This is a genomic window from Janthinobacterium sp. 344 (assembly GCF_900112025.1).
Classification (GTDB): Bacteria; Pseudomonadota; Gammaproteobacteria; order Burkholderiales; family Burkholderiaceae_D; genus Janthinobacterium.
On record NZ_FOKL01000004.1, the window covers coordinates 125,791 to 146,688 of the forward strand.

The 20,898-nt window shown below is 65.4% G+C and carries 18 protein-coding genes; 3 read left to right on the forward strand and 15 right to left on the reverse strand.

The window, feature by feature from the left end:
• Window positions 1–24: 24 nt before the first annotated feature.
• From BM193_RS12910 to BM193_RS12925, 4 genes are read right to left on the reverse strand one after another with little or no spacing between them, the layout of a single operon-like run.
• Window positions 25–990 (reverse strand): aspartate carbamoyltransferase catalytic subunit, encoded by a 966-nt coding sequence (locus BM193_RS12910; RefSeq protein WP_034780223.1) that lies wholly within the window; start codon window positions 988–990, stop codon window positions 25–27.
• Window positions 983–1,507 (reverse strand): bifunctional pyr operon transcriptional regulator/uracil phosphoribosyltransferase PyrR, encoded by a 525-nt coding sequence (gene pyrR, locus BM193_RS12915; RefSeq protein ID WP_092796330.1) that lies wholly within the window; start codon window positions 1,505–1,507, stop codon window positions 983–985. The genes BM193_RS12910 and pyrR overlap by 8 nt, the downstream gene beginning before the upstream one ends.
• 40 nt (window positions 1,508–1,547) lie before the next feature.
• Complete coding sequence (ruvX, locus tag BM193_RS12920) at window positions 1,548–1,946, reverse strand: Holliday junction resolvase RuvX (protein WP_254786104.1); 399 nt, start codon at window positions 1,944–1,946, stop codon at window positions 1,548–1,550.
• Window positions 1,943–2,545: a YqgE/AlgH family protein gene (locus BM193_RS12925; RefSeq protein ID WP_092796331.1), complete on the reverse strand. Its 603-nt coding sequence runs from the start codon at window positions 2,543–2,545 to the stop codon at window positions 1,943–1,945. The genes ruvX and BM193_RS12925 overlap by 4 nt, the downstream gene beginning before the upstream one ends.
• A gap of 432 nt (window positions 2,546–2,977) precedes the next feature.
• Here BM193_RS12925 and BM193_RS12930 point away from each other — a divergent pair, with 432 nt between their 5' ends.
• Entirely contained in the window at window positions 2,978–4,441 is a 1,464-nt protein-coding gene (locus BM193_RS12930) for a cryptochrome/photolyase family protein (protein ID WP_092796333.1), read from the forward strand.
• 111 nt (window positions 4,442–4,552) lie between these two features.
• Here the strand turns inward: BM193_RS12930 and BM193_RS12935 are convergent, their stop codons facing one another.
• From BM193_RS12935 to BM193_RS12960, 6 genes are all read right to left on the reverse strand, one after another.
• Entirely contained in the window at window positions 4,553–9,847 is a 5,295-nt protein-coding gene (locus tag BM193_RS12935) for an Hpt domain-containing protein (RefSeq protein WP_175533269.1), read from the reverse strand.
• Between the two features lie 73 nt (window positions 9,848–9,920).
• Window positions 9,921–12,161, reverse strand: coding sequence for a methyl-accepting chemotaxis protein (locus BM193_RS12940; protein ID WP_092796336.1), 2,241 nt, complete (start codon window positions 12,159–12,161; stop codon window positions 9,921–9,923).
• Complete coding sequence (locus BM193_RS12945; protein WP_092796338.1) at window positions 12,161–12,790, reverse strand: chemotaxis protein CheW; 630 nt, start codon at window positions 12,788–12,790, stop codon at window positions 12,161–12,163. Before BM193_RS12945 ends, BM193_RS12940 begins: the two co-directional genes overlap by 1 nt.
• A gap of 3 nt (window positions 12,791–12,793) precedes the next feature.
• On the reverse strand, window positions 12,794–13,159 hold the full coding sequence (locus BM193_RS12950; RefSeq protein WP_086143773.1) for a response regulator: 366 nt from the start codon (window positions 13,157–13,159) through the stop codon (window positions 12,794–12,796).
• 51 nt (window positions 13,160–13,210) lie between these two features.
• Window positions 13,211–13,618 carry a response regulator gene (locus BM193_RS12955; RefSeq protein WP_092796340.1) on the reverse strand — a complete coding sequence of 136 codons (408 nt, stop codon included), beginning with the start codon at window positions 13,616–13,618 and terminating at the stop codon, window positions 13,211–13,213.
• 85 nt (window positions 13,619–13,703) lie between these two features.
• Window positions 13,704–13,856 (reverse strand): rubredoxin, encoded by a 153-nt coding sequence (locus BM193_RS12960; RefSeq protein ID WP_038488910.1) that lies wholly within the window; start codon window positions 13,854–13,856, stop codon window positions 13,704–13,706.
• A 96-nt stretch (window positions 13,857–13,952) separates the two neighbouring features.
• Between BM193_RS12960 and BM193_RS12965 the strand changes: the two genes are divergently transcribed.
• Together BM193_RS12965 and hemL are read left to right on the forward strand one after the other, a co-directional pair.
• Complete coding sequence (locus BM193_RS12965; protein ID WP_092796342.1) at window positions 13,953–14,810, forward strand: bifunctional hydroxymethylpyrimidine kinase/phosphomethylpyrimidine kinase; 858 nt, start codon at window positions 13,953–13,955, stop codon at window positions 14,808–14,810.
• Between the two features lie 59 nt (window positions 14,811–14,869).
• The gene (hemL, locus tag BM193_RS12970; RefSeq protein ID WP_092796344.1) at window positions 14,870–16,159 is read left to right on the forward strand and encodes a glutamate-1-semialdehyde 2,1-aminomutase; all 1,290 of its coding nucleotides are present in this window, start codon (window positions 14,870–14,872) and stop codon (window positions 16,157–16,159) included.
• Window positions 16,160–16,284: 125 nt separating this feature from the next.
• On the opposite strand, the gene BM193_RS12975 is transcribed toward hemL, so the two are convergent.
• The 5 genes from BM193_RS12975 to BM193_RS12995 form a co-directional block, all read right to left on the reverse strand.
• Entirely contained in the window at window positions 16,285–17,001 is a 717-nt protein-coding gene (locus tag BM193_RS12975; protein ID WP_092796346.1) for an HAD family hydrolase, read from the reverse strand.
• Window positions 17,002–17,278: 277 nt separating this feature from the next.
• Window positions 17,279–18,244: a magnesium/cobalt transporter CorA gene (gene corA, locus BM193_RS12980; RefSeq protein WP_034746658.1), complete on the reverse strand. Its 966-nt coding sequence runs from the start codon at window positions 18,242–18,244 to the stop codon at window positions 17,279–17,281.
• A gap of 212 nt (window positions 18,245–18,456) precedes the next feature.
• Window positions 18,457–19,185 (reverse strand): monofunctional biosynthetic peptidoglycan transglycosylase, encoded by a 729-nt coding sequence (mtgA, locus tag BM193_RS12985; protein ID WP_092796348.1) that lies wholly within the window; start codon window positions 19,183–19,185, stop codon window positions 18,457–18,459.
• Entirely contained in the window at window positions 19,182–20,009 is an 828-nt protein-coding gene (gene aroE, locus BM193_RS12990) for a shikimate dehydrogenase (RefSeq protein WP_092797138.1), read from the reverse strand. The genes mtgA and aroE overlap by 4 nt, the downstream gene beginning before the upstream one ends.
• Window positions 20,010–20,020: 11 nt before the next feature.
• A complete protein-coding gene (locus tag BM193_RS12995) occupies window positions 20,021–20,878 on the reverse strand; it encodes an energy transducer TonB family protein (RefSeq protein WP_092796350.1) in 858 nt (285 codons plus the stop codon).
• Window positions 20,879–20,898 lie beyond the last annotated feature (20 nt).

Consider the following 20,898-nt stretch of genomic DNA (forward strand, 5'->3'; position numbering starts at 1 on the left):
GCTTGCTTACTCGTCCTTGGGCTATCAGCCCTGATTACCAGCCAAAATACTCATCACCGCCATGCGCACGGCGATACCGAACGTCACCTGCGGCAGGATCACCGCCTGCGGACCGTCGGCGACGGCCGAATCGATCTCCACGCCGCGGTTCATCGGGCCCGGATGCATGACGATGGCGTCCGGTTTCGCCAGCGCCAGGCGCTCGGGCGTGAGGCCATAGCTCTTGAAATATTCCTGCGCCGACGGCAGCAGCGCGCCGCTCATGCGCTCATTCTGCAGGCGCAGCATGATGATCACGTCCACGCCTTTCAAGCCTTCATCCATGTTGGTGAAGGTACGCACGCCCATCTGCTCCAGGCCGCCCGGCAGCAGCGTGTGCGGGCCGATGGCGCGCACTTCCGGCACGCCCAGGGTGGTCAGCGCGTGGATGTCGGAACGGGCCACGCGGCTGTGCAGGATGTCGCCCACGATGGCCACCGTCAGGTTGGTGAAATCCTTCTTGTAGTGGCGGATCGTGTACATGTCGAGCAGGCCCTGGGTCGGATGCGCATGGCGTCCGTCGCCCGCATTGACCACGTGGACGTGCGGCTGCCTGGTGTCGATCAGGTGCTTGGCGATCAGGTAGGGCGCGCCCGACTGCGCATGGCGCACGACGAACATGTCGGCATGCATGGCCGACAGGTTGTCGATGGTGTCGAGCAGGGATTCGCCCTTGCTGGCCGACGAGGCCTGGATATTCAGGTTGATGACGTCGGCCGACAGGCGCTTCGAGGCGATTTCAAAAGTGGTGCGGGTGCGCGTGGAGTTTTCAAAGAACAGGTTGAAAACGCTCTTGCCGCGCATCAGCGGCACTTTTTTCACATCGCGGTCGGAGATGCCGACGAACGAGGAAGCCGTGTCGAGGATGTGGTTGACGATAGACTTCGGCAAGCCTTCGATCGTCAGCAGATGTTGCAGTTCGCCGTGTTTATTCAGTTGCGGATTAAGCATGGTGGGTATCTATGGTGAGCGTGAATTTTCCATCGTCGGCTTGCTTCAGGACCAGGGCCTGGCCAGGCGGCACGGCAGTGAAGGCGGCCACGAAATCGGCGGCCACCGGCAGCTGGCGCTCGCCGCGGTCGACCAGGGCGGCCAGCATGATCTTCGCCGGGCGGCCATAGTCGAACAGTTCGTTGATGGCCGCGCGCGTGGTGCGGCCCGTGTACAGCACGTCGTCGACCAGCAGGATGGTGGCGCCGGCCACGTCGAAGCTGATCTGCGTCGGCTTGACGTCCGCGTGCAGGCCTTTTTGCGCGAAGTCGTCGCGGTAGAACGAGACGTCGAGCACGCCCAGGCGGTCAAGCAGGTTCAGGTCGCGCGCCAGGCGCTCGGCCAGCCAGGCGCCGCCCGAATGGATGCCGACGATGGCCACGTTGGCGACGCCCGCCAGGCCGCTCTGCACCTGTTGCAGCAAGTCCGCATACAGGGCCTCGGCGTCGAGTTGGGAAGGATTCGTAGGGTGCGGCATAGGGTTCTTGATCATTCAGGAATGGAGTCAAAAGGTCGGATTAATAATTCGCGTCGAAATACTGCTGCAGGATGACGGCGGCGGCGCGGTCGTCGATGACTTCACCGCGCTTGGCGGCGATCACGGCCGACGAATAGCGCTCGTCGACGAGGTCCACGGGCAGGTTGAAGCGGCCGTGCACCTGGTTGGCGAAACGCCGGCAGCGCGCGCTCATCTCGTGTTCCGTGCCGTCCGGATGGCTGGGCAAGCCCACCACGATGCGGCTGGCGCCCCACTCCCTGATCAGGCTCTCGATGGCGGCGAACTTCGGCTCGTTCGCCGTGGCCGTGATCACGCTGAGCGGCTTGGCCTGGCAAATCATGGTATTGCCGATGGCCACGCCGATGCGTTTCAGGCCGAAATCGAAGGCGAGGATGGTGTCGATGGCGTCGCCGCTCATGCGTGGCCAGCCTCGCTCGCCAGCATCAGGGGATCGATGCCCAGCAATTTGATGGCTGCCACGTAGCGCTGCTCGATGGGGAAATCGAACAGGATGTCGGCCGAGGCGCCCACCGTCAGCCAGCCGTTACGGCCGATCTCGTCTTCCAGCTGGCCCGGGCTCCAGCCCGAGTAGCCGATGGAAACGAGCAAGCGCTCGGGACCATCGCCCTTGGCGACGGCTTCGAGCACATCGATCGAGGTGGTAAACGCGATTTCGTCCGTCACCGTCAGCGACGAGGAATAGCGCGCGCCCGGCGTGTGCAGCACGAAGCCGCGGTCGTCCTGCACCGGGCCGCCGAACATGATCGGTTCATTGATGATGGGCGCGTCGCTGCCTGCCGCCAGTTTCAGGTCGATGCGGTCGAACAGCACTTCCATCGTCATGTCGGTGGGCTTGTTGATGACGACGCCCAGCACGCCGTTTTCATTGTGTTCGCATACGTACACGACCGTGCCGCCGAAGATGGGATCTTGCATCGCCGGCATCGCGATCAGGAAATGGTTGGCCAGATTCAGGGTGGACGAACCGGTGGCGGCCGGCTCACCGACGCCCTGCATCAATCGATGTCCTGGTAGAGTCTGGTCGATTTTACTCTTCTTCATACGCGATGCTCTCTCTGTGGGCTTGCTGGCAAGTCTCGCTTACCCCGCTGTCGTACGCCTGGCACAGTCCGCCGCGAATATTGGGCGGCGGAGCATGGTATTGCCAGGCGTTATTCTTGTTATGTTATAAATTTACTGATGCATTCGCTGCGTACAGCACATCTTGCGGCTTGCGACATCGCAAATACCACGACGATCACCGCCCTCTTTTCAGATCAATTGTAAAATTGATTGCAAAATCGCTGTCGCACATAAAGCAATGCAAACATACGCGCTAGTTTACACTGAATTGCCGCCACAGCGACGCCAAAGGCACGACGCGGGCGGCCATAACGCCCCTTCGAGGGCAAAAAAACGCTACTCTTTGACCCGGAACACGCAAAAATAATGACCTTCAAGACTTCCCTCGTATGGTTCCGCCGCGACCTGCGCGCCTTTGACCATGCTGCACTGCATCACGCCCTGTGCCAGAGCCAGGCCGTGCACTGCGTGTTTGTCTACGACACCGCCATCCTGGACGCGCTGCCGCGTCGCGACCGGCGCGTCGACTTCATCCATGCCAGCGTGGCCGAACTGGCGGCCGAACTGCGCGCACTGGGCGGCGACCTGATCGTGCTGCACGCCGAGGCGGCCGAGGCCATCCCGCGCCTGGCGGCCGAACTGCAGGTGGACGCCGTCTTCGCCAACCACGACTACGAACCGCAAGCCATCGCCCGCGACGCCACGGTGGCCACCGCGCTGACGCACGATGCGCGCCTGTGGTTCAGCTTCAAGGACCAGGTGATCTTTGAAAAGGACGAGGTCCTCACCTTGTCGCAGAAACCCTACACCGTCTACACGCCGTACAAGAATGCCTGGCTGAAGAAGATGCGCGCCGAACCTGGCTGCCTGGCGCCGTTCGATGTCGCGCCGCACGCGGCCCGCCTGGCGCCGCCACGCGCCGGCGCGCCGGCAGCGCTGCCCTCCTTGGGCGAGCTCGGTTTCGAGCCCAGCAACCTGGCCGAGCTGGCCATCCCGACCGGCATGTCGGGCGCCAGCGCCCTGTTCGAGGATTTCCTGCCGCGCGCGGCCCGCTACGACGTGGCGCGCGACTTTCCCGCCCTGAAGGGACCATCCTACCTGTCGATGCACCTGCGCTTCGGCACCGTCTCGCTGCGCTACCTGGTGCGCACCATCGTCGACCTGATGGACCGCGGCGGTGGCGGCGATGGCGCGCCCGTGTGGCTGGCGGAACTGATCTGGCGCGATTTCTATGCCATGATTCTGTACCAGAATCCGCACGTGGAAGGCGGCGCCTTCAAACCGGCCTACGACGCCATCGCCTGGGAAACGGGACCCGAGGCCGACGCCGCCTTCGCCGCCTGGTGCGAAGGCCGCACCGGCTATCCGCTGGTGGATGCGGCCATGGCGCAGCTGAACCAGACGGGCTACATGCACAACCGCCTGCGCATGGTCACGGCCTGCTTCCTGATCAAGGACCTTGGCATCGACTGGCGCCGTGGCGAAGCGTATTTCGCGCTGCACCTGAACGACTTCGACCTGGCCTCGAACAACGGCGGCTGGCAATGGGCATCGTCGTCAGGCTGCGATGCGCAGCCCTATTTCCGCATCTTCAATCCCGTCACGCAATCGGAAAAATTCGATGCGGGCGGCCGCTTCATCCGCCGCTACCTGCCGCAACTGAAGGCCCTGGGCGACAAGGAAATCCACGCACCATGGCTGGTGCCGCGCATGCTGCTCGAACAGAAAAACATCGTGCTGGGACGCGACTATCCTGAACCGCTGGTGCAGCACGACGAGGCGCGCAAGGAGACGCTGGAGCGTTATGCGGTGGTGAAGGTGCTGGCGTAATCGGGCAATATGCTTGCCCTGGCCGCTGGAGGGCAGCAGGCGTAGGTCGGATCAGCGGGGCCAGGCCCCGCGTAATCCGACGATATTGTTGCCTTGGCCGGTGGTGTCGGCTTACGCCACGCCGTCGGCCAGCAAGCGCTCCACCTCGGCCAGCAATTCATCCTCCTGGAACGGCTTGCCGAAATACGCATTCACGCCCAGCTCCAAGGCATGCGTGCGGTGCTTGTCGGCGCTGCGCGAGGTGATCATGATGACGGGGATGGCGCGCGTCTTGTCGTCGCTGCGCACATTGCGCGTCAAATCGAAACCATCCATGCGCGGCATCTCCACGTCGACCAGCAGCAGGGCCGGCATGGCAGGCAGCTCCAGCGCGTGCAGCTGTTCCAGCGCATCGACGCCATCCTTGGCCAGCAGCACCAGATAGCCTTCGCGCTCGAACAGGCGCTGCATCACGCGGCGCACGGTCAGGGAATCGTCAACCACCATCACGCAGGCACGCGGCGCGGCCAGCACGCTGGAGGCGGCGCGCTGCACGGCCGACGCCACCACGTACTGCGACAGCAGTTCCGGGTGGTGTTCAAGGTGCTGCGCCAGCGCCACCGGGTTCAAGATCAGGACGATGTCGCCCGTGCCCAGCACCGTGGCGCCGGCGATGCCCGGCATGCGCGCCAGCTGCGGCCCCACATGCTTGACCACCACTTCGCGGTTGCCCAGTACGTCGTCGACCTGCAGCGCCAGCCTGTCATTGCCATTCCTGAGCAGCAGCACGGGCGCATGGCGCTGCACCGCCTGCGCCACCGGCGTCTCGCCCAGCATGGCGGACAAATGATGCAGCGCCAGCGCCTGGCCGTGCGACTCGATGCAGCCAGCCGCCTGCACCTGCTCCAGCTGCTCGCCTTTCAGGTGTAGCACCTGCTCCACCAGCACGGAGGGCAAGGCATACGTCTTGCCGTTCGCCGCCAGCAGCACCACTTGCGTGACGGCCAGGGTCAGCGGCAGGTGTATCGTGAAGCGCATGCCTTGCCCCGCCTGCGTGGCCGTCTCGATCCGCCCGCCCAGTGCCAGCGCCTCGGAACGCACGATGTCCATGCCCACGCCGCGCCCCGCCAGTTCCGTCAGGCTGTCGGCGGTGGAAAAGCCCGCCGCGAAAATCAGCTCGGCCGCCTGCGCGTCGCTCAGTGGCGCGTCCGGCGCCACCAGGCCGGCGCTGAGCGCCTTGGCGCGGATGCGCTCCAGGTCCAGCCCCGCGCCATCGTCGGAAAAGGCGATCGCCACCTCGTTGCCCTGCTGGCTGACCTGCACCAGCAGTTCGCCCGTTTCGCTCTTGCCAGCGGCCAGGCGCGCGTCGCGCGGCTCGATGCCGTGCACGATGGCGTTGCGCAGCAGGTGTTCGAACGGCGCGGCCATGCGTTCCAGCACGCTGCGGTCGATTTCCACGCCACCGCCGCGGATGTCGAGGTTGACCCGCTTGTCGACTTCCTTGGCGCTTTGCCGCGCCACGCGGAACAGGCGTTCGGCGATGCTGGCAAACGGCACCATGCGGATCTGCATCAGGTCGCGCTGCAGCTCACGCGTCAGTCGCGCCTGCAGCACCAGGTCGTCCGTCACCGCATCGACGCTGTGGCTGAGATTTTCATGGAAGGACGCCACGTCGTTGACGCTTTCTGCCATCATGCGCGTAAGCTCCTGCAGGCGCGTAAAACGGTCGAATTCGAGCGGATCGAAATCGCGCTCGCTGCCCACGGCCATGCGCGAGGCGATCTGCGATTCGGCCTGCATTTCCACTTCGCGCAACTGGCGCCGCAAGCGCTGCAGATTATCGGAAAACTCGGCCAGCGAAGCGCCCAGCACGCCCACCTCGTTTTCCATTTTCGAGCGCGTGATCGACACCTCCCCTGCCTGGTTCACCAGGCGGTCGAGGATATCGGCGCGCACGCGCACCAGCGCCGCCTTCGGCTCGGCGGCGGGCGTGTCCTCCATGCCCGGCAAGGGCAGCAACGGCTGCTGCAACTGCTCGAACAGGTGCAGCGCATGGTCGTAATGGGCCAGCAATTCCTCGAAGGCTTGCGGCGTGGCGGTGCCCGCGTGCAGCATGTTTTCGATATGCGTCTCGATTTCATGCGCATGCTGGCCCAGGCGCATGGCGCCGGCCATGCGCGCGCTGCCCTTCACCGTATGCAGGGTGCGCAGCAGCATCTGCGCCTGGCCGCTGTCGTGCGGCTGCTGCTGCCAGCTGCGCAGCGCCTCGCCGATCTGCGGCAGCAGGTCGGCGCCCTCTTCCAGGAAGACGGACAGCAGGTCGAGGTCGAGTTCATCGCTGATGCCGGCGCTGGCCGCCAGCAGCGCAGCCGCATCGGCCGGCATGATGGCCGGCACCGGCGCCTCTGGCAGCGCGTGCGCCAAAGGCGGCGCATGCTCGAAGCCGGCGTCGAACAGGTCGTCGCTGGCACCGATGTCTGGCCGCGATGCTTCCGACGTAACAGGCGCTTCCGTCGGCTGCAGCGCATCGGCGACAATGCTTGCATAGGTGGCGGCGAACAGGGTGTCGAGCTGCGGCGCTGGCACCTCGGCCAGCTCGTCGGGCAATTCCTCGTCCAGCGCTTGCGCGGATTGCGCCGGCGTGCCGACGATGCTGGCGTAGGTGGCGGCAAACAGGGCGTCGAGCCGCTCTTCCGGGCTTTCGCCGGGCGGCGCCGTCAAGGCCCGCCACAGGCTGTTGAGCGCTTCGATCATGTCCGGCTGCGCCGGCGCCAGGTCGCCCAGCGCGAACGCCTGCAGCATCTGCCCGATGCGCTGAGTGGCCTGCTCCAGCACGTCGTGCTGCGCGTCGCGCAAGCCGGCCAGCGGCGGCACCACCGTTTCTATCGTTGTTTCCAGCGCATGCGCCAGGTCGCGCAGGGACTGGAAGCCCACCGTGCCGGACGTTCCCGCCAGGGTATGCACGGCTTGCAGCGCCTCGCCACTGACGCCGCGCTGTTCGTGGCGCCACTCGCCAAAGTCGCGCGTGAGCACGCGCAGCAGTTCATCCGTTTCGGCCAGATAGATGTTGTACAAGGGCAAGCTGATGCGCAGCTCGCCCACGTGCTTCAGGTGTTCGTCGGGCGCCGCGTGCGCGGCGGGCGCCGTGGCGGATGGAAAACCGATCACATTGCCATTGCTGGCCATGGGCGCGGCCGATGCCGGGCGAGGCTTGCGCAGTTCGAATGGCCCGCCTTCGCGCACGCGCTCGGCCGCCGCCAGCAGCATGCCGGCCTCGCGCTCGCGCCCCGCGCCGCCTTCCAGTTCGGCCACCCATTCGCTGAGCTGGTACCAGCCGTAATTGAGCAGGGTGAACAGATCGTCGCTGACGGGGCGCGCCTCGGCCAGCCAGGTATTCATGACCCGTTCGATGGCGCCGGCCGCCTCGGCAAACTGCGCCAGGCCGATCATGCGGCTGCTGCCTTTCAAGGTGTGGAACGAGCGGCGCAGCATGGCCAGATGCTCGCCGCTGGCGGCCTGCTCACGCGGCAGGGCCAGGGTGGTGTCGACAAAGGCCAGCACTTCGCGCGCCTCGGCGATGAAGATGTCTAGCATTTCCGCATCGAGGGCTGCATCGGCCGGCGCGGCATCGAGGGCGGATGGCGCGGACGGTGCCAGGGCCTGGTCGAGCAGGGGCACGGGCACGCTGCCGGCGGCGGCGAATTTTTCAAACGGCAGCGCGCGGAAGGTGCCGGCGGCCGCGTCGAAATGAAAGCGCCCCTTGGCCGCTTGCGCATTGCGGCCCAGCATATCGACAAAGAAGCCCAGGGCGCTGACGTTTTGCGCGATCTCGTCGAGCGCCCCGGCCTGTCCGGATTCGCCCTCGATGGCGGGCAGCTGCAACACGGCCGCATCGACCTGCGCCACGGCCGCGCCGGCATCTGCCTGGCCCAGGCTGGCGAGTTGCTGCTGCAATTGCCGCAACAGGGGCGCCACGCCGTCGAGCGACGCGCGACGCGCGCCATCCGCGTAGTAGTCGTTGAGCAGTTTTTCCACCTGGCGCAGGCCCGCCTTCATGTCGTCGGCCAGCGCGGCGACGGTCTGCCCCTGTTCGATCTGGCGCGACAGGTCGCCGGCGGCGGCAGGCGGCGGTGTCTCGCCGGCCAGCAGCGCCTGCAGGCGCGCGGCGATGGTTTCCGCGTTGCCGGCGAAATCGTCGGGCAGGCGCCGTACCTGCTCCAGGCCCGTCTCGGCAAACAGCAGCGCCGTGCCGATTTCCTGCTCCAGAGCGGCACTGCGTCCGCTGGCCACGGCTTGCCGCGCCACGGCCGCGCATTGGCGCAGCAGGCTGGCCAGGGACGGCAGTTTCAAGGATTCCGCATGCGCCGCCACGTCTTGCAGCGCCTGGCCAAACTCCGCGCCCAGCGCGGGATCGAGATCGGCCTGCGCCAAACGGCTCCAGCTGGCGCGCGCCTGCGCGAGGGCCGTGCGCGCGCCCTGCAAGGCATCCTGGTCGACCTGGCCGTAGCGCCGCGTTTCCACATCGGCGGGCACCAGACCATCGAGCGCGAACGCCGCGCGCAGCTGCTGCGCCGCCGGCGTCGGTGCGTCCGCGGCGGCGATGAAGAACAGGGCATCGCGCAACATCGTCTCGGGCAGGCTGGCCGTGCCCTGCGCCAGGCGCCGCAACTGCAGGTTGATCAGGCCGAACAGCTGTTTCACATATAGCGTGCCCATGCCCTCGCCGCTGGCCGCCAGTTCGGCAAACGCCTGCATCGCGTACCAGAAGGTGCGCGCCGGCGCGTCCTGCTGCGCGTCGGCCACCAGGGTCAAGGTTTCATGCAGGGCGGCCGCATGCTGGCGCCGCGTGGCGTCATCCTGCGCCTTCAGGAACGGCAGCAGGGACTTTTCAAAGCGTCCGCGCCAGGCCGGATAATCGGCCCCTGGCGGCGCCTCGGCCAGCGCGATGGCATGGCCTTCCAGCACCGACGCTGGCGGGAAAAACAGGTCGGCCGGGTGGATGCGCTCGGCGCCCAGCATGCTTTGCAGGGCGCGGTAATACGGGAACAAGCGGGCCGGCTGCGGCGGCGTGCCGGCCACCAGGTCTTCCAGGTACTCGGTCAGGGCCTGATACAGCTCGGCGACGACCTGCGCGTGATCCACCGTGTATTCCAGGCTGCCGTCGCGAAAGCGCGCCAGCGCCTGCTCCGCGCCAGCCGTCAGCAGGCTGGCGCCGGCCACGTCGACCATCACCAGCGCGCCATGCGCCTGGTGCAAATGCGAGCGCGCATGCTGCAGCGCCGTGGCGCGTTCCTCGCGCTCGCGGCCGCCCGCTTCGAACAGCGCCGTTTTCGAGCGGCCCAGCGCTTCGCGGATTTCCACCATCACCCACGACAGGGGTTCGCTGTCGAACGGCTTGAACTGCTGCGGACTATCTGGTGTGCTCATGCATGCCTCGGTAAAGAAATCGTAGCGCAAAATCGGTACGCACAACGCGCCGCGCCCTGCACTGGCGCGGCGTTCAGGCGGCGACGCGGAAGCGCGACACCGAGTTTTTCAGTTCCTGCGCCAGCATCGACAACTTGTGGATCGATTGCGCCGTCTGCTGCGTGCCATCCTGGGTCTGTTCCGTCACGCTCAGGATATGCTGGATATTCAAGGCCACGCCGCTGGCCGAACCGGCCTGCGTGCCGGTGGCGAACGAGATGCCCTGGATCAGTTCGGCCAGGTGCTTCGATACCTGGCTGATGTCGTTCAGCGCCGCGCCGGCCGCGTCGGACAGGCGCGCGCCCTCGACCACGCCCTGCGTGGATTTTTCCATCGCCCTGGTCGCATCCTGTGTATCGGCCTGGATGGTGCGCACCAGCGCGCCGATCTGCTTGGCGGCGCCGGCCGAGCGCTCGGCCAGGCGCTGCACTTCCTCGGCGACGACGGAGAAGCCGCGTCCCGCCTCGCCAGCCGATGCCGCCTGGATGGCGGCGTTCAGCGCCAGCACGTTGGTCTGTTCCGTGATGTCGGAAATGAGCTCGGTGATCTCGCCGATCTCCTGCGACGATTCGCCCAGGCGCTTGATGCGCTTGGAGGTGTCCTGGATCTGCTCGCGGATTTCATGCATGCCCTTGATGGCGTTTTCCACCGCCGTCGAGCCTTGCAGCGCGGCCGCCACCGACTGGCGCGCCACGTCGGCCGAGACGCTGGCCGATTTCGACACGTCGGTAATCGCGTTGGCCATTTTTACCACGGTGGCGCTGGCGTCGAGGATTTCGCGCGACTGCTGCTGCGAGGCGATCAGCAATTTGCTGGAGATGCTTTGCGCCTGCGTCGAGGCGCGGTTCACCTGTTCGGCCGTGGCCGTGACCCTGCCCACCAGGCCGCGCAATTCCTCCACCGTGTAGTTGACGGAATCGGCGATGGCGCCCGTGATGTCTTCCGAGACGGTGGCCTGCACCGTCAGGTCGCCGTCGGCCACCTTCTGCAGTTCATTCATCAGGCGCAGGATGGCCGCCTGGTTCTGGTCATTCTTGGCCTTGGCCTGCTCTTCCTTCTCCTGCGACAGCAGGCGCTGGATTTCCGCCTCATGGCGGCGGCGCTCGGCCTCGCGCGTGCGGTTGACGGAATCCTGCAGCAGCACGCGGCCGATGCCGGCCGCCGCGATCAATGTCAGCAGCACGCCGGCCACCATCAGCCAGAAGGCGATGCCCAGGGTTTCCTGGTTCGCGTGGTACATCTGCTGCAGCAGGGTCAGGCGCTGGCGCAGGTCTTCGTTTTCATTGAAGATCAGCTGCTCGGCGCTTTTCGCCGAACTGAATTTATCCAGGCGGTCGAGGATGGAGGAGACCAGCTTCTGGTAATTGTCGAAGCTGGCCTTCAGCGCCACCAGGCGCTCGCGCAGTTCGGCGTCGCGCGTGGGCGCCAGCTGCAGCGAGACGCTGCCATTGAGCAGGCCTTCGACGGCGGCGCGGAAATACGTCGTGTCGCGCCCCAGCGAAAACGCCGTCTCCGAGCTGATGCTGCCCGACGAGAGGAACTCGCTGGCGCTGCGGCTCATGCGCTGGCTCAGCATCATCAGCCGGCCGATGACGGCCAGGTCGCGCGCATTGCCGCCGCGCTGCACCTTGAGCGCCGCGATTTCCTCGGTCTGCGCCAGCAGCGCGGGCGACAGCGCGTTCAATTGCTGCAAGGTCTTGTCGAATTCGCCCAGTTCCGGTTTCAGGCGCAGGATGGTGCTGGCCGCGCGGTCGCTGCTGGCCCACTTCTTGCGCGCGTCGGCCACCGCCGCCAGCAGACCCGAACGCGATTCGCCGATATCGCGCCCGTGATAGGTGCCGCCGCGCAGCATCAGGCGGAAATCCTGGTTCAGCTCATTGCGGCTTTCCTCGAGCTGGCGGAACGCTTCCGGATTGCCCTGCACGGCGTTCGGCGCGGCCTTGCCGATGCGCTGCGAGTGCATCAGCGCATCGCTGGCCAGCTGCGTCTGCGCCGAGGCGATATTGCCGCTGCGCGTATTCAGGCCGACGAACAGCAGGCTGGCGGCCAGGCTCAGGGCCATGACCGTCGACAGGATGCTCAATTGTTTTTGCAGCGGCAAATGGCCGATCAGCGGCAGCTTCCAGTCGCCGGCCGGCGCGCTGGCCAGCGACTTGCGCCGTCCCAGCGCGTCGCGCAGGCGCAGCGGCAGGTCGGCCGGCAGCGCCGCCTCGCCCGGGGGGGCGTGCTCCGCCTCGGCCATGCCGGACGCCAGGATAGGGGAATTGGCGCCCATCAGCGTTCCTCCTTGCCGCTGGCCGCGCCGGCAAAGCCGGCATCGAGGAAGCGCTCGGCCTGCGCCAGCTGCGCCAGGTCCAGGCGCAGCCACTGCTGCCCTTCGCTGTCGCGCAAGGTCTGCGCGGCCCACGGCGGTGCAGCGCCTGCGGCGGCTTCCTGCGAGGGCACGGACAGCATGCCGCGCTGCTGGCGCAAGCCCAGCACGCGCTCGACCAGCAGCGCGCAATTCATGCCCAGGCGGGGAGAAAACGTGATGATGCGGCTGTCGCCGCCGGCCGCGCAGGCCGATTCGCCCATGTAGCGGGCCAGGTCGATGACGGCGGTCAGGCGTCCGCGCATGGCGGCCAGGCCCAGGTACCAATCCTGCGCCAGCGGCACGGCCTGAATTTGCACGCCTGTGGGAATGACGATTTCACCGAGCTGCGTCAGATCGAGCAGGCAGCAGCGCCCGCCCAGCATCACGCCCAGCTCCTTGCGTGCCGCCAGCGCGCCGCTGCGCGCGGCTTGTACCCGTTCGAGCAATTGCAGCTGATACTGGCGCAAACGGCCCTGCCGCACGCCAGCCTCGAACGGCGGCATGGCCAGCAAGGCCGGAGCAGGCACGCCATTGCCAGGCATCGTGCGCATGCGTCAGGACAGCGCCGCGATCTTCGCCAGCAGGTCGGCTTCGACCACCGGCTTGACCAGGTAATCGCGCGCGCCCTGGCGCAAGCCCCAGATGCGGTCCGTTTCCTGGCTCTTGCTGGAGCAGATAATCACCGGCACGTCCTGCAGTTCAGGATCGCGGGCGATCGCGCGCGTGATCTGGAAGCCATTCGCACCGGGCATCACCACGTCCATCAGGATCAGGTCGGGCCTGGCCTGCTTCAGCTGCGCCAGCGCGTCGGCGCCGTCTTGCGCCGTCAGCACGGCGTAACCGGCACGCACCAGCATCTCGCTCAGGTAGTAGCGCTCTGTCGGCGAGTCATCGACGATCAGAATTGTGTGTATGGCCATCTGTGTTTTACTTCCTTGCTGCGGTGATTGAGTCTCGCTCAATGAATCATACTAAAAATGGCTGGCCAGGTGCTGCCGCACGGCCGCCAGCAGCGCCTCGGGCGCCAGCGGCTTGGCCAGGCAGGCGCTGGCGCCCGCCATGGCGCCGCGCGCACGGTCAAACAAGCCCTCTTTCGACGACAGCATCAGCACCGGCGTGGCGTGAAACGCCGCACTGGCCTTGATCAGCGCGCACGTGCGGTAGCCATCGAGGCGCGGCATCAGGATATCGCACACGATCAGCGCCGGCCGGCAGTCGCCGATCTTGGCCAGCGCGTCGAAGCCGTTTTCGGCCATCACCACGCGGTAGCCCGCCTCGCTCAGCACCTTGCCGGCCGCGCTGCGCACGGTGGCGCTGTCGTCGATGACCAGGATCGTCACGCCGCCGGACGCCGCCTGGGGCGCTAAAAGAGTCGTCATTTGATTATTCGGCAATCTTTCATACCATAGCACAGGCGCCCGCCAGGCCACGAGCGGCTGCGGCATGCTTGTGCGTCATGCTTGATTAAATGGCCACCATCTCGAAATCATCCTTGCGCGCGCCGCATTCAGGGCAGGTCCAGTTCATCGGCACATCGGCCCAACGCGTGCCGGGAGCGATGTCTTCGTCGGGCAGGCCGGCCGCTTCATCATAAACCCAGCCGCAAATAAGACACATCCACGTTTGGAATTGCTGCGTTGTTTCGTTGCTACTCACGTTCTGCCACCCTTCAATCAAGTAAAATGCTGAATTAGGTATCTTAATCTACCCGCCGTGCAAAACCAAACTTCTCCCCTCATATTAAGCTTCGGCGTGTCCGATCCAGTCGGCGCGATCGGCATCCAGGCCGACCTGGCCACGTTTTCCGCCTTCGGCTGCCATGGCCTGTCCGTTACCACGGGCCTCTTGATCAGCGACACGGCGCGCGTGGAAGACGTGCAAGCCGTCGACCCGGACTGGGTTTCCGACCAGGCGCGCGTGCTGCTGGAAGACATGTCCGTCGCCGCCATCAAGATCGGCGCGCTGGGCAGCGTGGAAAACGTCACGGCCATCGCCGAAATCGTCTCCGACTATCCGAACGTGCCACTGATCCTCGATCCCTTCATTTCGGCGTTGCCGGAACAGGGCATGGATGACGAGGACATCCTCACCGCCGTGCGCCAGCTGCTGATCCCGCAAACCACGCTGCTGGTGCTCTCGCCGGTGGAACTGGAGCGCCTGGCCGAGACCTGGCGCGACGCCGACCCCGACGACACCCTGCAGAACGATGTCGACTACCTGGTGGCGCTGGGCTGCGAATACGTGCTCGTCACCGGCATGCCGGCCGACGCCAGCAAGTCCGGCACGGGGGAAGGCAAGCTGCGCGCCAATACCCTGTTCGGCGAAGACGGCGTGGTGCGCCACGACGAATGGCGCCACCTGCCCGGCATCTTCAACGGCGCCGGCAGCACCCTGTCGGCGGCCGCCACCGCCCTGCTGGCCCTGGCGGACAATGAAGACGACGTGCCGCAGGCGGTCGTCGCGGCGCAGGAATTTACCACCGGCGCGCTGGCGCACGCGCAGCGCCACGGCATGGGCAAGCTGGTGCCGAACCGGCTGTTCCAGCTGCAGCGCCAGCGCGCCGCCCAGTAATTCCATACCAGACCACACAGACGACTCAGACAACGAACCACTTTCAAGGCACGATTATCATGACGACGACTTCACAGAACGACATCCTGTTTACCCGCGCGCAAAAAACCACGCCAGGCGGCGTCAACTCGCCCGTGCGCGCCTTCCGCTCCGTGGGCGGCACGCCGCGCTTCATCACGCGCGCCGAAGGTCCGTACTTCTGGGACGCGGACGGCAAACGCTATATCGACTACATCGGCTCCTGGGGTCCGGCCATCGTCGGCCACGCCCACCCGGAAGTGGTGAAGGCGGTGCAGGATGCGGCTGCGCTGGGCCTGTCGTTTGGCGCGCCGACGGAAGGCGAAGTGCTGATGGCCGAGGAAATCACGCGCCTGGTGCCGTCGATCGAGCAGGTACGCCTGGTTTCGTCGGGCACGGAAGCGACCATGAGCGCCCTGCGCCTGGCGCGCGGCGCCACGGGACGCGACAAGATCGTCAAGTTCGAAGGCTGCTACCACGGCCACGCCGATTCGCTGCTGGTGAAAGCGGGCAGCGGCCTGCTCACCTTCGGCAACCCGACGTCGGCCGGCGTGCCGGAAGATTTTGTCAAGCACACCCTGGTGCTCGACTATAACAACGTGGAACAGCTGAAGGACGCCTTCGACAGCTTCGGCACGGAGATCGCCTGCGTCATCGTCGAACCGGTGGCCGGCAACATGAACCTGGTGAAAGCCACGCCCGCATTCCTGCAGGCGATGCGCGAGCTGTGCACGCAGCACGGCGCCCTGCTCATTTTCGATGAAGTCATGTGCGGCTTGCGCGTGGCCCTGGGCGGCGCGCAGGCGCTGTACGGCATCAAGCCGGACCTGACGGCCCTGGGCAAGGTGATCGGCGGCGGCATGCCGGTGGCGGCCTTCGGCGGCAGCGCGGCGCTGATGCACCACATGGCGCCGCTGGGCGCCGTCTACCAGGCCGGCACCTTGTCGGGCAACCCGGTCGCCGTGGCGGCCGGCATGGCGACCCTGAAACTGATCCAGCAGCCCGGCTTCTACGAGCAGCTGGGCGCCACGGCCAAGCGCCTGGCCGAGGGCCTGACCAGCGCCGCGCAGGAAGCGGGCGTGGAATTCTGCGCCGATTCCATCGGCGGCATGTTCGGCATCTACTTCAGCGAAACGCCGCCAACGAGCTACGCGGAAATGATGGCGGGCGACCGCAGCAAGTTCAACGCCTTCTTCCACGCCATGCTCGACGAAGGCGTGTATTTCGCGCCAGCCGCCTTCGAGGCGGGCTTCGTCTCGGCGCAGCACGACGATGCCGTCATCGACGCCACCATCGCCGCTGCGCGCAAGGTGTTTGCCACCCTGGCGTAAGGTACACACCTGACAAAACCTACTGCGCGTCGCGCTTTGCGGCCGGCGATGCTCACCGTACTAAAGTACGGTTGCGCTTCTCGGCCACAAATCACTGCCGCTCGCTACGGTTTTGTCAGGTGTCGTTACACTATAGCGCCTTGTAGCAGTTCCGCCACCAGCGCCGGCAGCTTGGCCATGTCGTTGAAGACGACATGCGCGCCGGCCGCCTTCAGGCGCGCTTCCTGGCCGGCGGCGATATGTCCGCCGCCGATAAATCCCAGCACCGTCATGCCCGCCGCCACGGCGGCCGTCACGCCCGTGACGCTGTCTTCCAGCACCAGGCACTGGCTTGGCGGCACGCCGAAGGCGGCCGCCGCCGCCAGGTAGACGCCCGGATGCGGCTTGGCGTGGCCCACCAGATCCGGCGTAAACACGCGCTTGTCGAACAGCTGCGCCATGTTAGTCCGCTCGAGCGCCGACAGCACGCGCGCGCTGACGCTGTTCGAAGCCACGGCCTTGGGCAAAGGGATCGCCGCCAGCGCCTGCGCCACGCCGGGCACGGCGCGCAATTGCGCGTCGCAGGCCGCATCGACGGCGTTGCCGATAGCCATGATCTCGTCGGCCGGCAATTGCGGCAGGCCCAGTTCCTTGTAGATATCCTGCATCAGCGGCACCAGGCGCTGCCCCAGGCGCGGCTCGATCAAGCCTTGCAGCGTGATGCCCTCGGGCAGGTTCGGCAGGCGCGGCCCCAGCAATTCCAGCAGCGCTTGCAGGGCCACGGCCTCGCTGTCGATCAGCACGCCATCGCAGTCGCTGATCAGATGGGTAAAGCGCGGTGGGGTGGTGGCGGTATCAGGCATGGACTCTCCAGAAGACAACGGTGACGGGAAATGCGGCAGCCAGCCGGCAGAGGCCGGCGCCGCGACTAGCATAGGTGGAACAGGCGGACACCGCCACGCCAAAAGCAGGCCGATTGCGATACTTTTTTGCAAAGGACAGGGCCAAGGGCGGCGGGAATGAAGGGCCAACGGCGCAATACCACTTCAATACCACGCAATACCAGTGATTATCGCCGATTTTTGAAATTGCTGCGTTCGCCTTGCATGCCGGGCGCTGCCGCGTCCCGGCGATGCGGGCTTATTTCAGCCAGCCACGGTGGCGGAAATACAGGAAGGGCGCGATGGCGCTGGTAATCATCAAGCCCCAGGCCCATGGATAACCGAACGACCATTCCAGCTCCGGCATCAGCTTGAAGTTCATGCCGTACACGCTGGCGATCAGGGTCGGCGGCAGGAAGGCCACGCTGGCGACCGAGAAGATCTTGATGATCTTGTTCTGGTTGATGTTGATGAAGCCGACGGTGGCATCCATCAGGAAGTTGATCTTGTCGAACAGGAAAGAGGTGTGGCCATCGAGCGATTCGATGTCGCGCAAAATCTGCCGCGCTTCCTCGAACTGCTCCGAATTCAAGAGCCGGCCGCGCATCAGGAAACTCACGGCGCGGCGCGTATCCATCATGTTGCGACGGATGCGGCCATTCAAATCTTCCTCGTGGGCAATCGCGTTCAGCGCTTCGGCCGCGTGCGCATCGGTAAATTCCTTTTGCAGCACGCGCGTGCTGACTTCTTCCAGGTTCTGGTAGATGCCTTCGAGCACGTCGGCCGAATATTCGGCATCGGTGGCGTACAGGTCGAGCAGCACGTCCATGTAGTCGGCAATCGAGCCGGGCCGCGAGCGGGCGCGCATGCGCACCAGGCGGAACACGGGCAGGTCGTCCGTATGCATGGAGAACAAAATCTTGCGGGCAAGAATAAAGGCCACGGTGATGACGCGCGAGGGGCCGTCATCTTCTTCGCGCAGGAAATCGGTGCGCAGGTGCAAGTCGCCGTTTTCCGCTTCGTAATAGCGGGCCGACGCTTCAATATCCTTGACTTCGTCTTCGCCCGGCAGGGTGACGTTGTAGATGGCCTTGACCCAGGCCCGTTCGTCATCGGTGGGGTCGGTCAGGTCGACCCACACCGGTTCGGCATTTTCGAGGTCTGCGCGGCTGTCGATCGGCACCTGGTTGAGCCGGCCATTCTGTAATACAAAGACATTGATCATGCGCGCTCTCAGCCGGATGTTGGGTTATCGTGATGTGCTGGCGCTGGCGCCAAAAATGAAAACAGCGCAAGTGTACCCGCAAAGGCCTTTTCACGACCACCCCTCCACCATGCTTTTTCACGGAAAATGTGCGGCCATGCCCCATTAAGATGCTGCGCTGCAATAGTGCCGATTCGGCAGCTTTAATCTAATGCAAACAAAGCCTGCCGCCGTCAGGGCAATTCAGCCGCTCCCATGCGCCGCAGGATCACGCCTGTGCGCCGGTTCAGGTAGCCCGTGTCGCGGTGGCGGTCGTAAAAGCGGGGATTCGGCAGCATCACGGCCAGCTTCGCCGCCTGCGCCGCGCTCAGGCTGGCCGCGCTCACATGATAATAATGGCGCGCCGCCGCCTCGGCGCCGAAGATGCCCGTGCCAAACTCGACCACGTTCAGGTAGATCTCGAAAATGCGCTGCTTGTCCATCAGGCTTTCCAGCATGTAGGTGATGATCAGTTCCTGGCCCTTGCGCACATAGCTGCGCGAACCGGACAGGAACAGATTCTTCGCCAGCTGCTGCGTGATGGTGGAACCACCGGCCACGACCTTCTGCTTCTTGCTGTTTTTTTCATACGCCTTTTGCAGGGCATCCCAGTCCACCCCTTCATGCTCGGAAAAATTCGCGTCTTCCGACGCGATGATGGCGCGCTTTAAATTGTTCGAAATGCGGTTGTACGGTACCCACGTCTGCTGGATCGTCGCGTTCGGGTTTTTCTCCTGCAAGACCGACAGCTGTTCGCGCATGAAAGCCGTGCTGGACGGATTGTGGTCGACCCACCACCAGATTTGCAGGAAGAAATACAGTTGCACGACGATAAACGCCAGCACGGGCACGATGAACAGCCACTTGATCCAGCCGTAGCGGCTGCCGCCCCCCTTGCGATTGCCCTTCTTGCCGGCGCTCACAGGGCACCGCGCAGCTGCGCCAGCAAGTCCTGCGTCTGCGGCCGCACGCCGCGCCACACGTAAAACGCTTCGGCCGCCTGCTCCACCAGCATGCCGAGGCCGTCGCGCACCTGCGCGCCATGCTGGGCGGCAAAGTCCATGAAGACGGTGGGCTGCGCGCCATACATCATGTCCAGCGCCAGGGTCTGGCTGCCGAAGATCGTGACGGGCACGGGCGGCAAGTCGCCCGCCAGGCTGGCCGAAGTGGCGTTGATGACAATATCAAATGGCCCTTCGGGCTGCTCGAAACCGCCGGCGCGCAGCTGCTCAGGATGCTTCAAGGCATCGGCGAACTGCGCCACCAGGGCCTCGGCCGTGGTGACGGTGCGGTTGGCAATGAACAGTTCCTGCGGCCCCTGCTCCAGCAAGGGCAGGATCACGCCGCGCGCGGCGCCGCCCGCGCCCAGCAGCAGGATACGCTTGCCGGCGATGGCCACGCCCGCGTTGCGCACGATATCGGCCACCAGTCCCGCGCCATCGGTATTGTCGCCAAGAATGGCGTCGCCCTCGAAGCGCAGGGTGTTCACGGCGCCGGCCGCTTTGGCGCGCGGCGTCAGCTGCGTGGCCAGGGCGCAGGCGTCGAGCTTGAACGGTACCGTCACATTCGCGCCCTTGCCTCCTTCGGCGGCAAAGCTGCGCGCCGCCAGCGCAAAACCATCGAGCGGCGCCAGCCGGCGCGCGTACTCGATGGGCTCGCCTGTCTGCAAGGCGAAGGCGGCGTGGATCAGGGGCGACTTGCTGTGGGCGATGGGGTTGCCGAAGACGCAATATTGATCAGGATTCATATCGTTTTTGCTCAATTGCTGCCGCCAGTCAGGTTAGCTTCCATTTTTTCTTCGCGGGTAAATTTGAAGCGGGTGATGACGACCCACAGGTCATCCTTATCGCTCGACAACATATTCGGCGGGAAACGGCCGAACGGTGCGGCACGGCGCACGATGGCCAGGGCGGCCGCGTCCAGCGCCGGATTGCCCGAACTGCGCTCGACGCGGGCGCCGCCTTCCTTCTGGTAAATCGTGCCATCCTGGAAGATCGGGATGTACACGACCAGCTCGCCATACATCTTGCGGCCATTCTTTTGCGGGAAATTCAGGGTGCCGATTTCCTCGATGCGCTTTTGCAGGGTCTTGTAGTACATGGCATAGCCGACCTCCTGCGTGCTGGGGGTAATGAAGGTCTTGCGCGGACGCTTGTTCTGGTCTTCCACGGTCTGGCTGATCTCGGCCGCCATGCGGGCGATGGCCTTGCTGCTTTCCATCAGGTCCGAACCGCTGGCCAGGGGATTGGGTTTGTCTTTTTCCGTGACGGGCGCGGCGCTGTAGGGCGTGGGCCTGGCCGCCTGCGTCAGCAACTCCTGCTGCTTCTGTTCCAGCTCGGCGATGCGCCGGGCGCTGGCCTTGACGCTCTCGCCCTCTTCCACCTTGCGCATGTCGGGCAAGGGTGACTTGGCGCGGCCCTTGTCGGCCTGGCCACCACCGTCCAGGCTGGCTTGCGCCAATGCGTCCGCCTTCAGCGGCTTGTTGGCATGCTTGGCATTGACCAGGATGACTTCCAGTCCGGGATCGGTGGCGACGGCCCGTTGCGGCGCCGGGGCGACAAAGTGCATCGCCAGCAAGGCGCCGTGCGCCAGCAGCGATGCCGCCACGGCAATCATCAGGAAACGATTCTCTCGGA

What these genes read in the sequence shown, in the direction of transcription:
- BM193_RS12910 (WP_034780223.1), bottom strand. Translation starts at nt 990, where the DNA reads ATGCTTAATCCGCAACTGAATAAACACGGCGAACTGCAACATCTGCTG.
- pyrR (WP_092796330.1), bottom strand. Translation starts at nt 1,507, where the DNA reads ATGCCGCACCCTACGAATCCTTCCCAACTCGACGCCGAGGCCCTGTAT.
- ruvX (WP_254786104.1), bottom strand. Translation starts at nt 1,946, where the DNA reads ATGAGCGGCGACGCCATCGACACCATCCTCGCCTTCGATTTCGGCCTG.
- BM193_RS12925 (WP_092796331.1), bottom strand. Translation starts at nt 2,545, where the DNA reads ATGCAGGGCGTCGGTGAGCCGGCCGCCACCGGTTCGTCCACCCTGAAT.
- BM193_RS12930 (WP_092796333.1), top strand. Translation starts at nt 2,978, where the DNA reads ATGACCTTCAAGACTTCCCTCGTATGGTTCCGCCGCGACCTGCGCGCC.
- BM193_RS12935 (WP_175533269.1), bottom strand. Translation starts at nt 9,847, where the DNA reads ATGAGCACACCAGATAGTCCGCAGCAGTTCAAGCCGTTCGACAGCGAA.
- BM193_RS12940 (WP_092796336.1), bottom strand. Translation starts at nt 12,161, where the DNA reads ATGGGCGCCAATTCCCCTATCCTGGCGTCCGGCATGGCCGAGGCGGAG.
- BM193_RS12945 (WP_092796338.1), bottom strand. Translation starts at nt 12,790, where the DNA reads ATGCGCACGATGCCTGGCAATGGCGTGCCTGCTCCGGCCTTGCTGGCC.
- BM193_RS12950 (WP_086143773.1), bottom strand. Translation starts at nt 13,159, where the DNA reads ATGGCCATACACACAATTCTGATCGTCGATGACTCGCCGACAGAGCGC.
- BM193_RS12955 (WP_092796340.1), bottom strand. Translation starts at nt 13,618, where the DNA reads ATGACGACTCTTTTAGCGCCCCAGGCGGCGTCCGGCGGCGTGACGATC.
- BM193_RS12960 (WP_038488910.1), bottom strand. Translation starts at nt 13,856, where the DNA reads ATGTGTCTTATTTGCGGCTGGGTTTATGATGAAGCGGCCGGCCTGCCC.
- hemL (WP_092796344.1), top strand. Translation starts at nt 14,870, where the DNA reads ATGACGACGACTTCACAGAACGACATCCTGTTTACCCGCGCGCAAAAA.
- BM193_RS12975 (WP_092796346.1), bottom strand. Translation starts at nt 17,001, where the DNA reads ATGCCTGATACCGCCACCACCCCACCGCGCTTTACCCATCTGATCAGC.
- corA (WP_034746658.1), bottom strand. Translation starts at nt 18,244, where the DNA reads ATGATCAATGTCTTTGTATTACAGAATGGCCGGCTCAACCAGGTGCCG.
- aroE (WP_092797138.1), bottom strand. Translation starts at nt 20,009, where the DNA reads ATGAATCCTGATCAATATTGCGTCTTCGGCAACCCCATCGCCCACAGC.
- BM193_RS12995 (WP_092796350.1), bottom strand. Translation starts at nt 20,878, where the DNA reads ATGATTGCCGTGGCGGCATCGCTGCTGGCGCACGGCGCCTTGCTGGCG.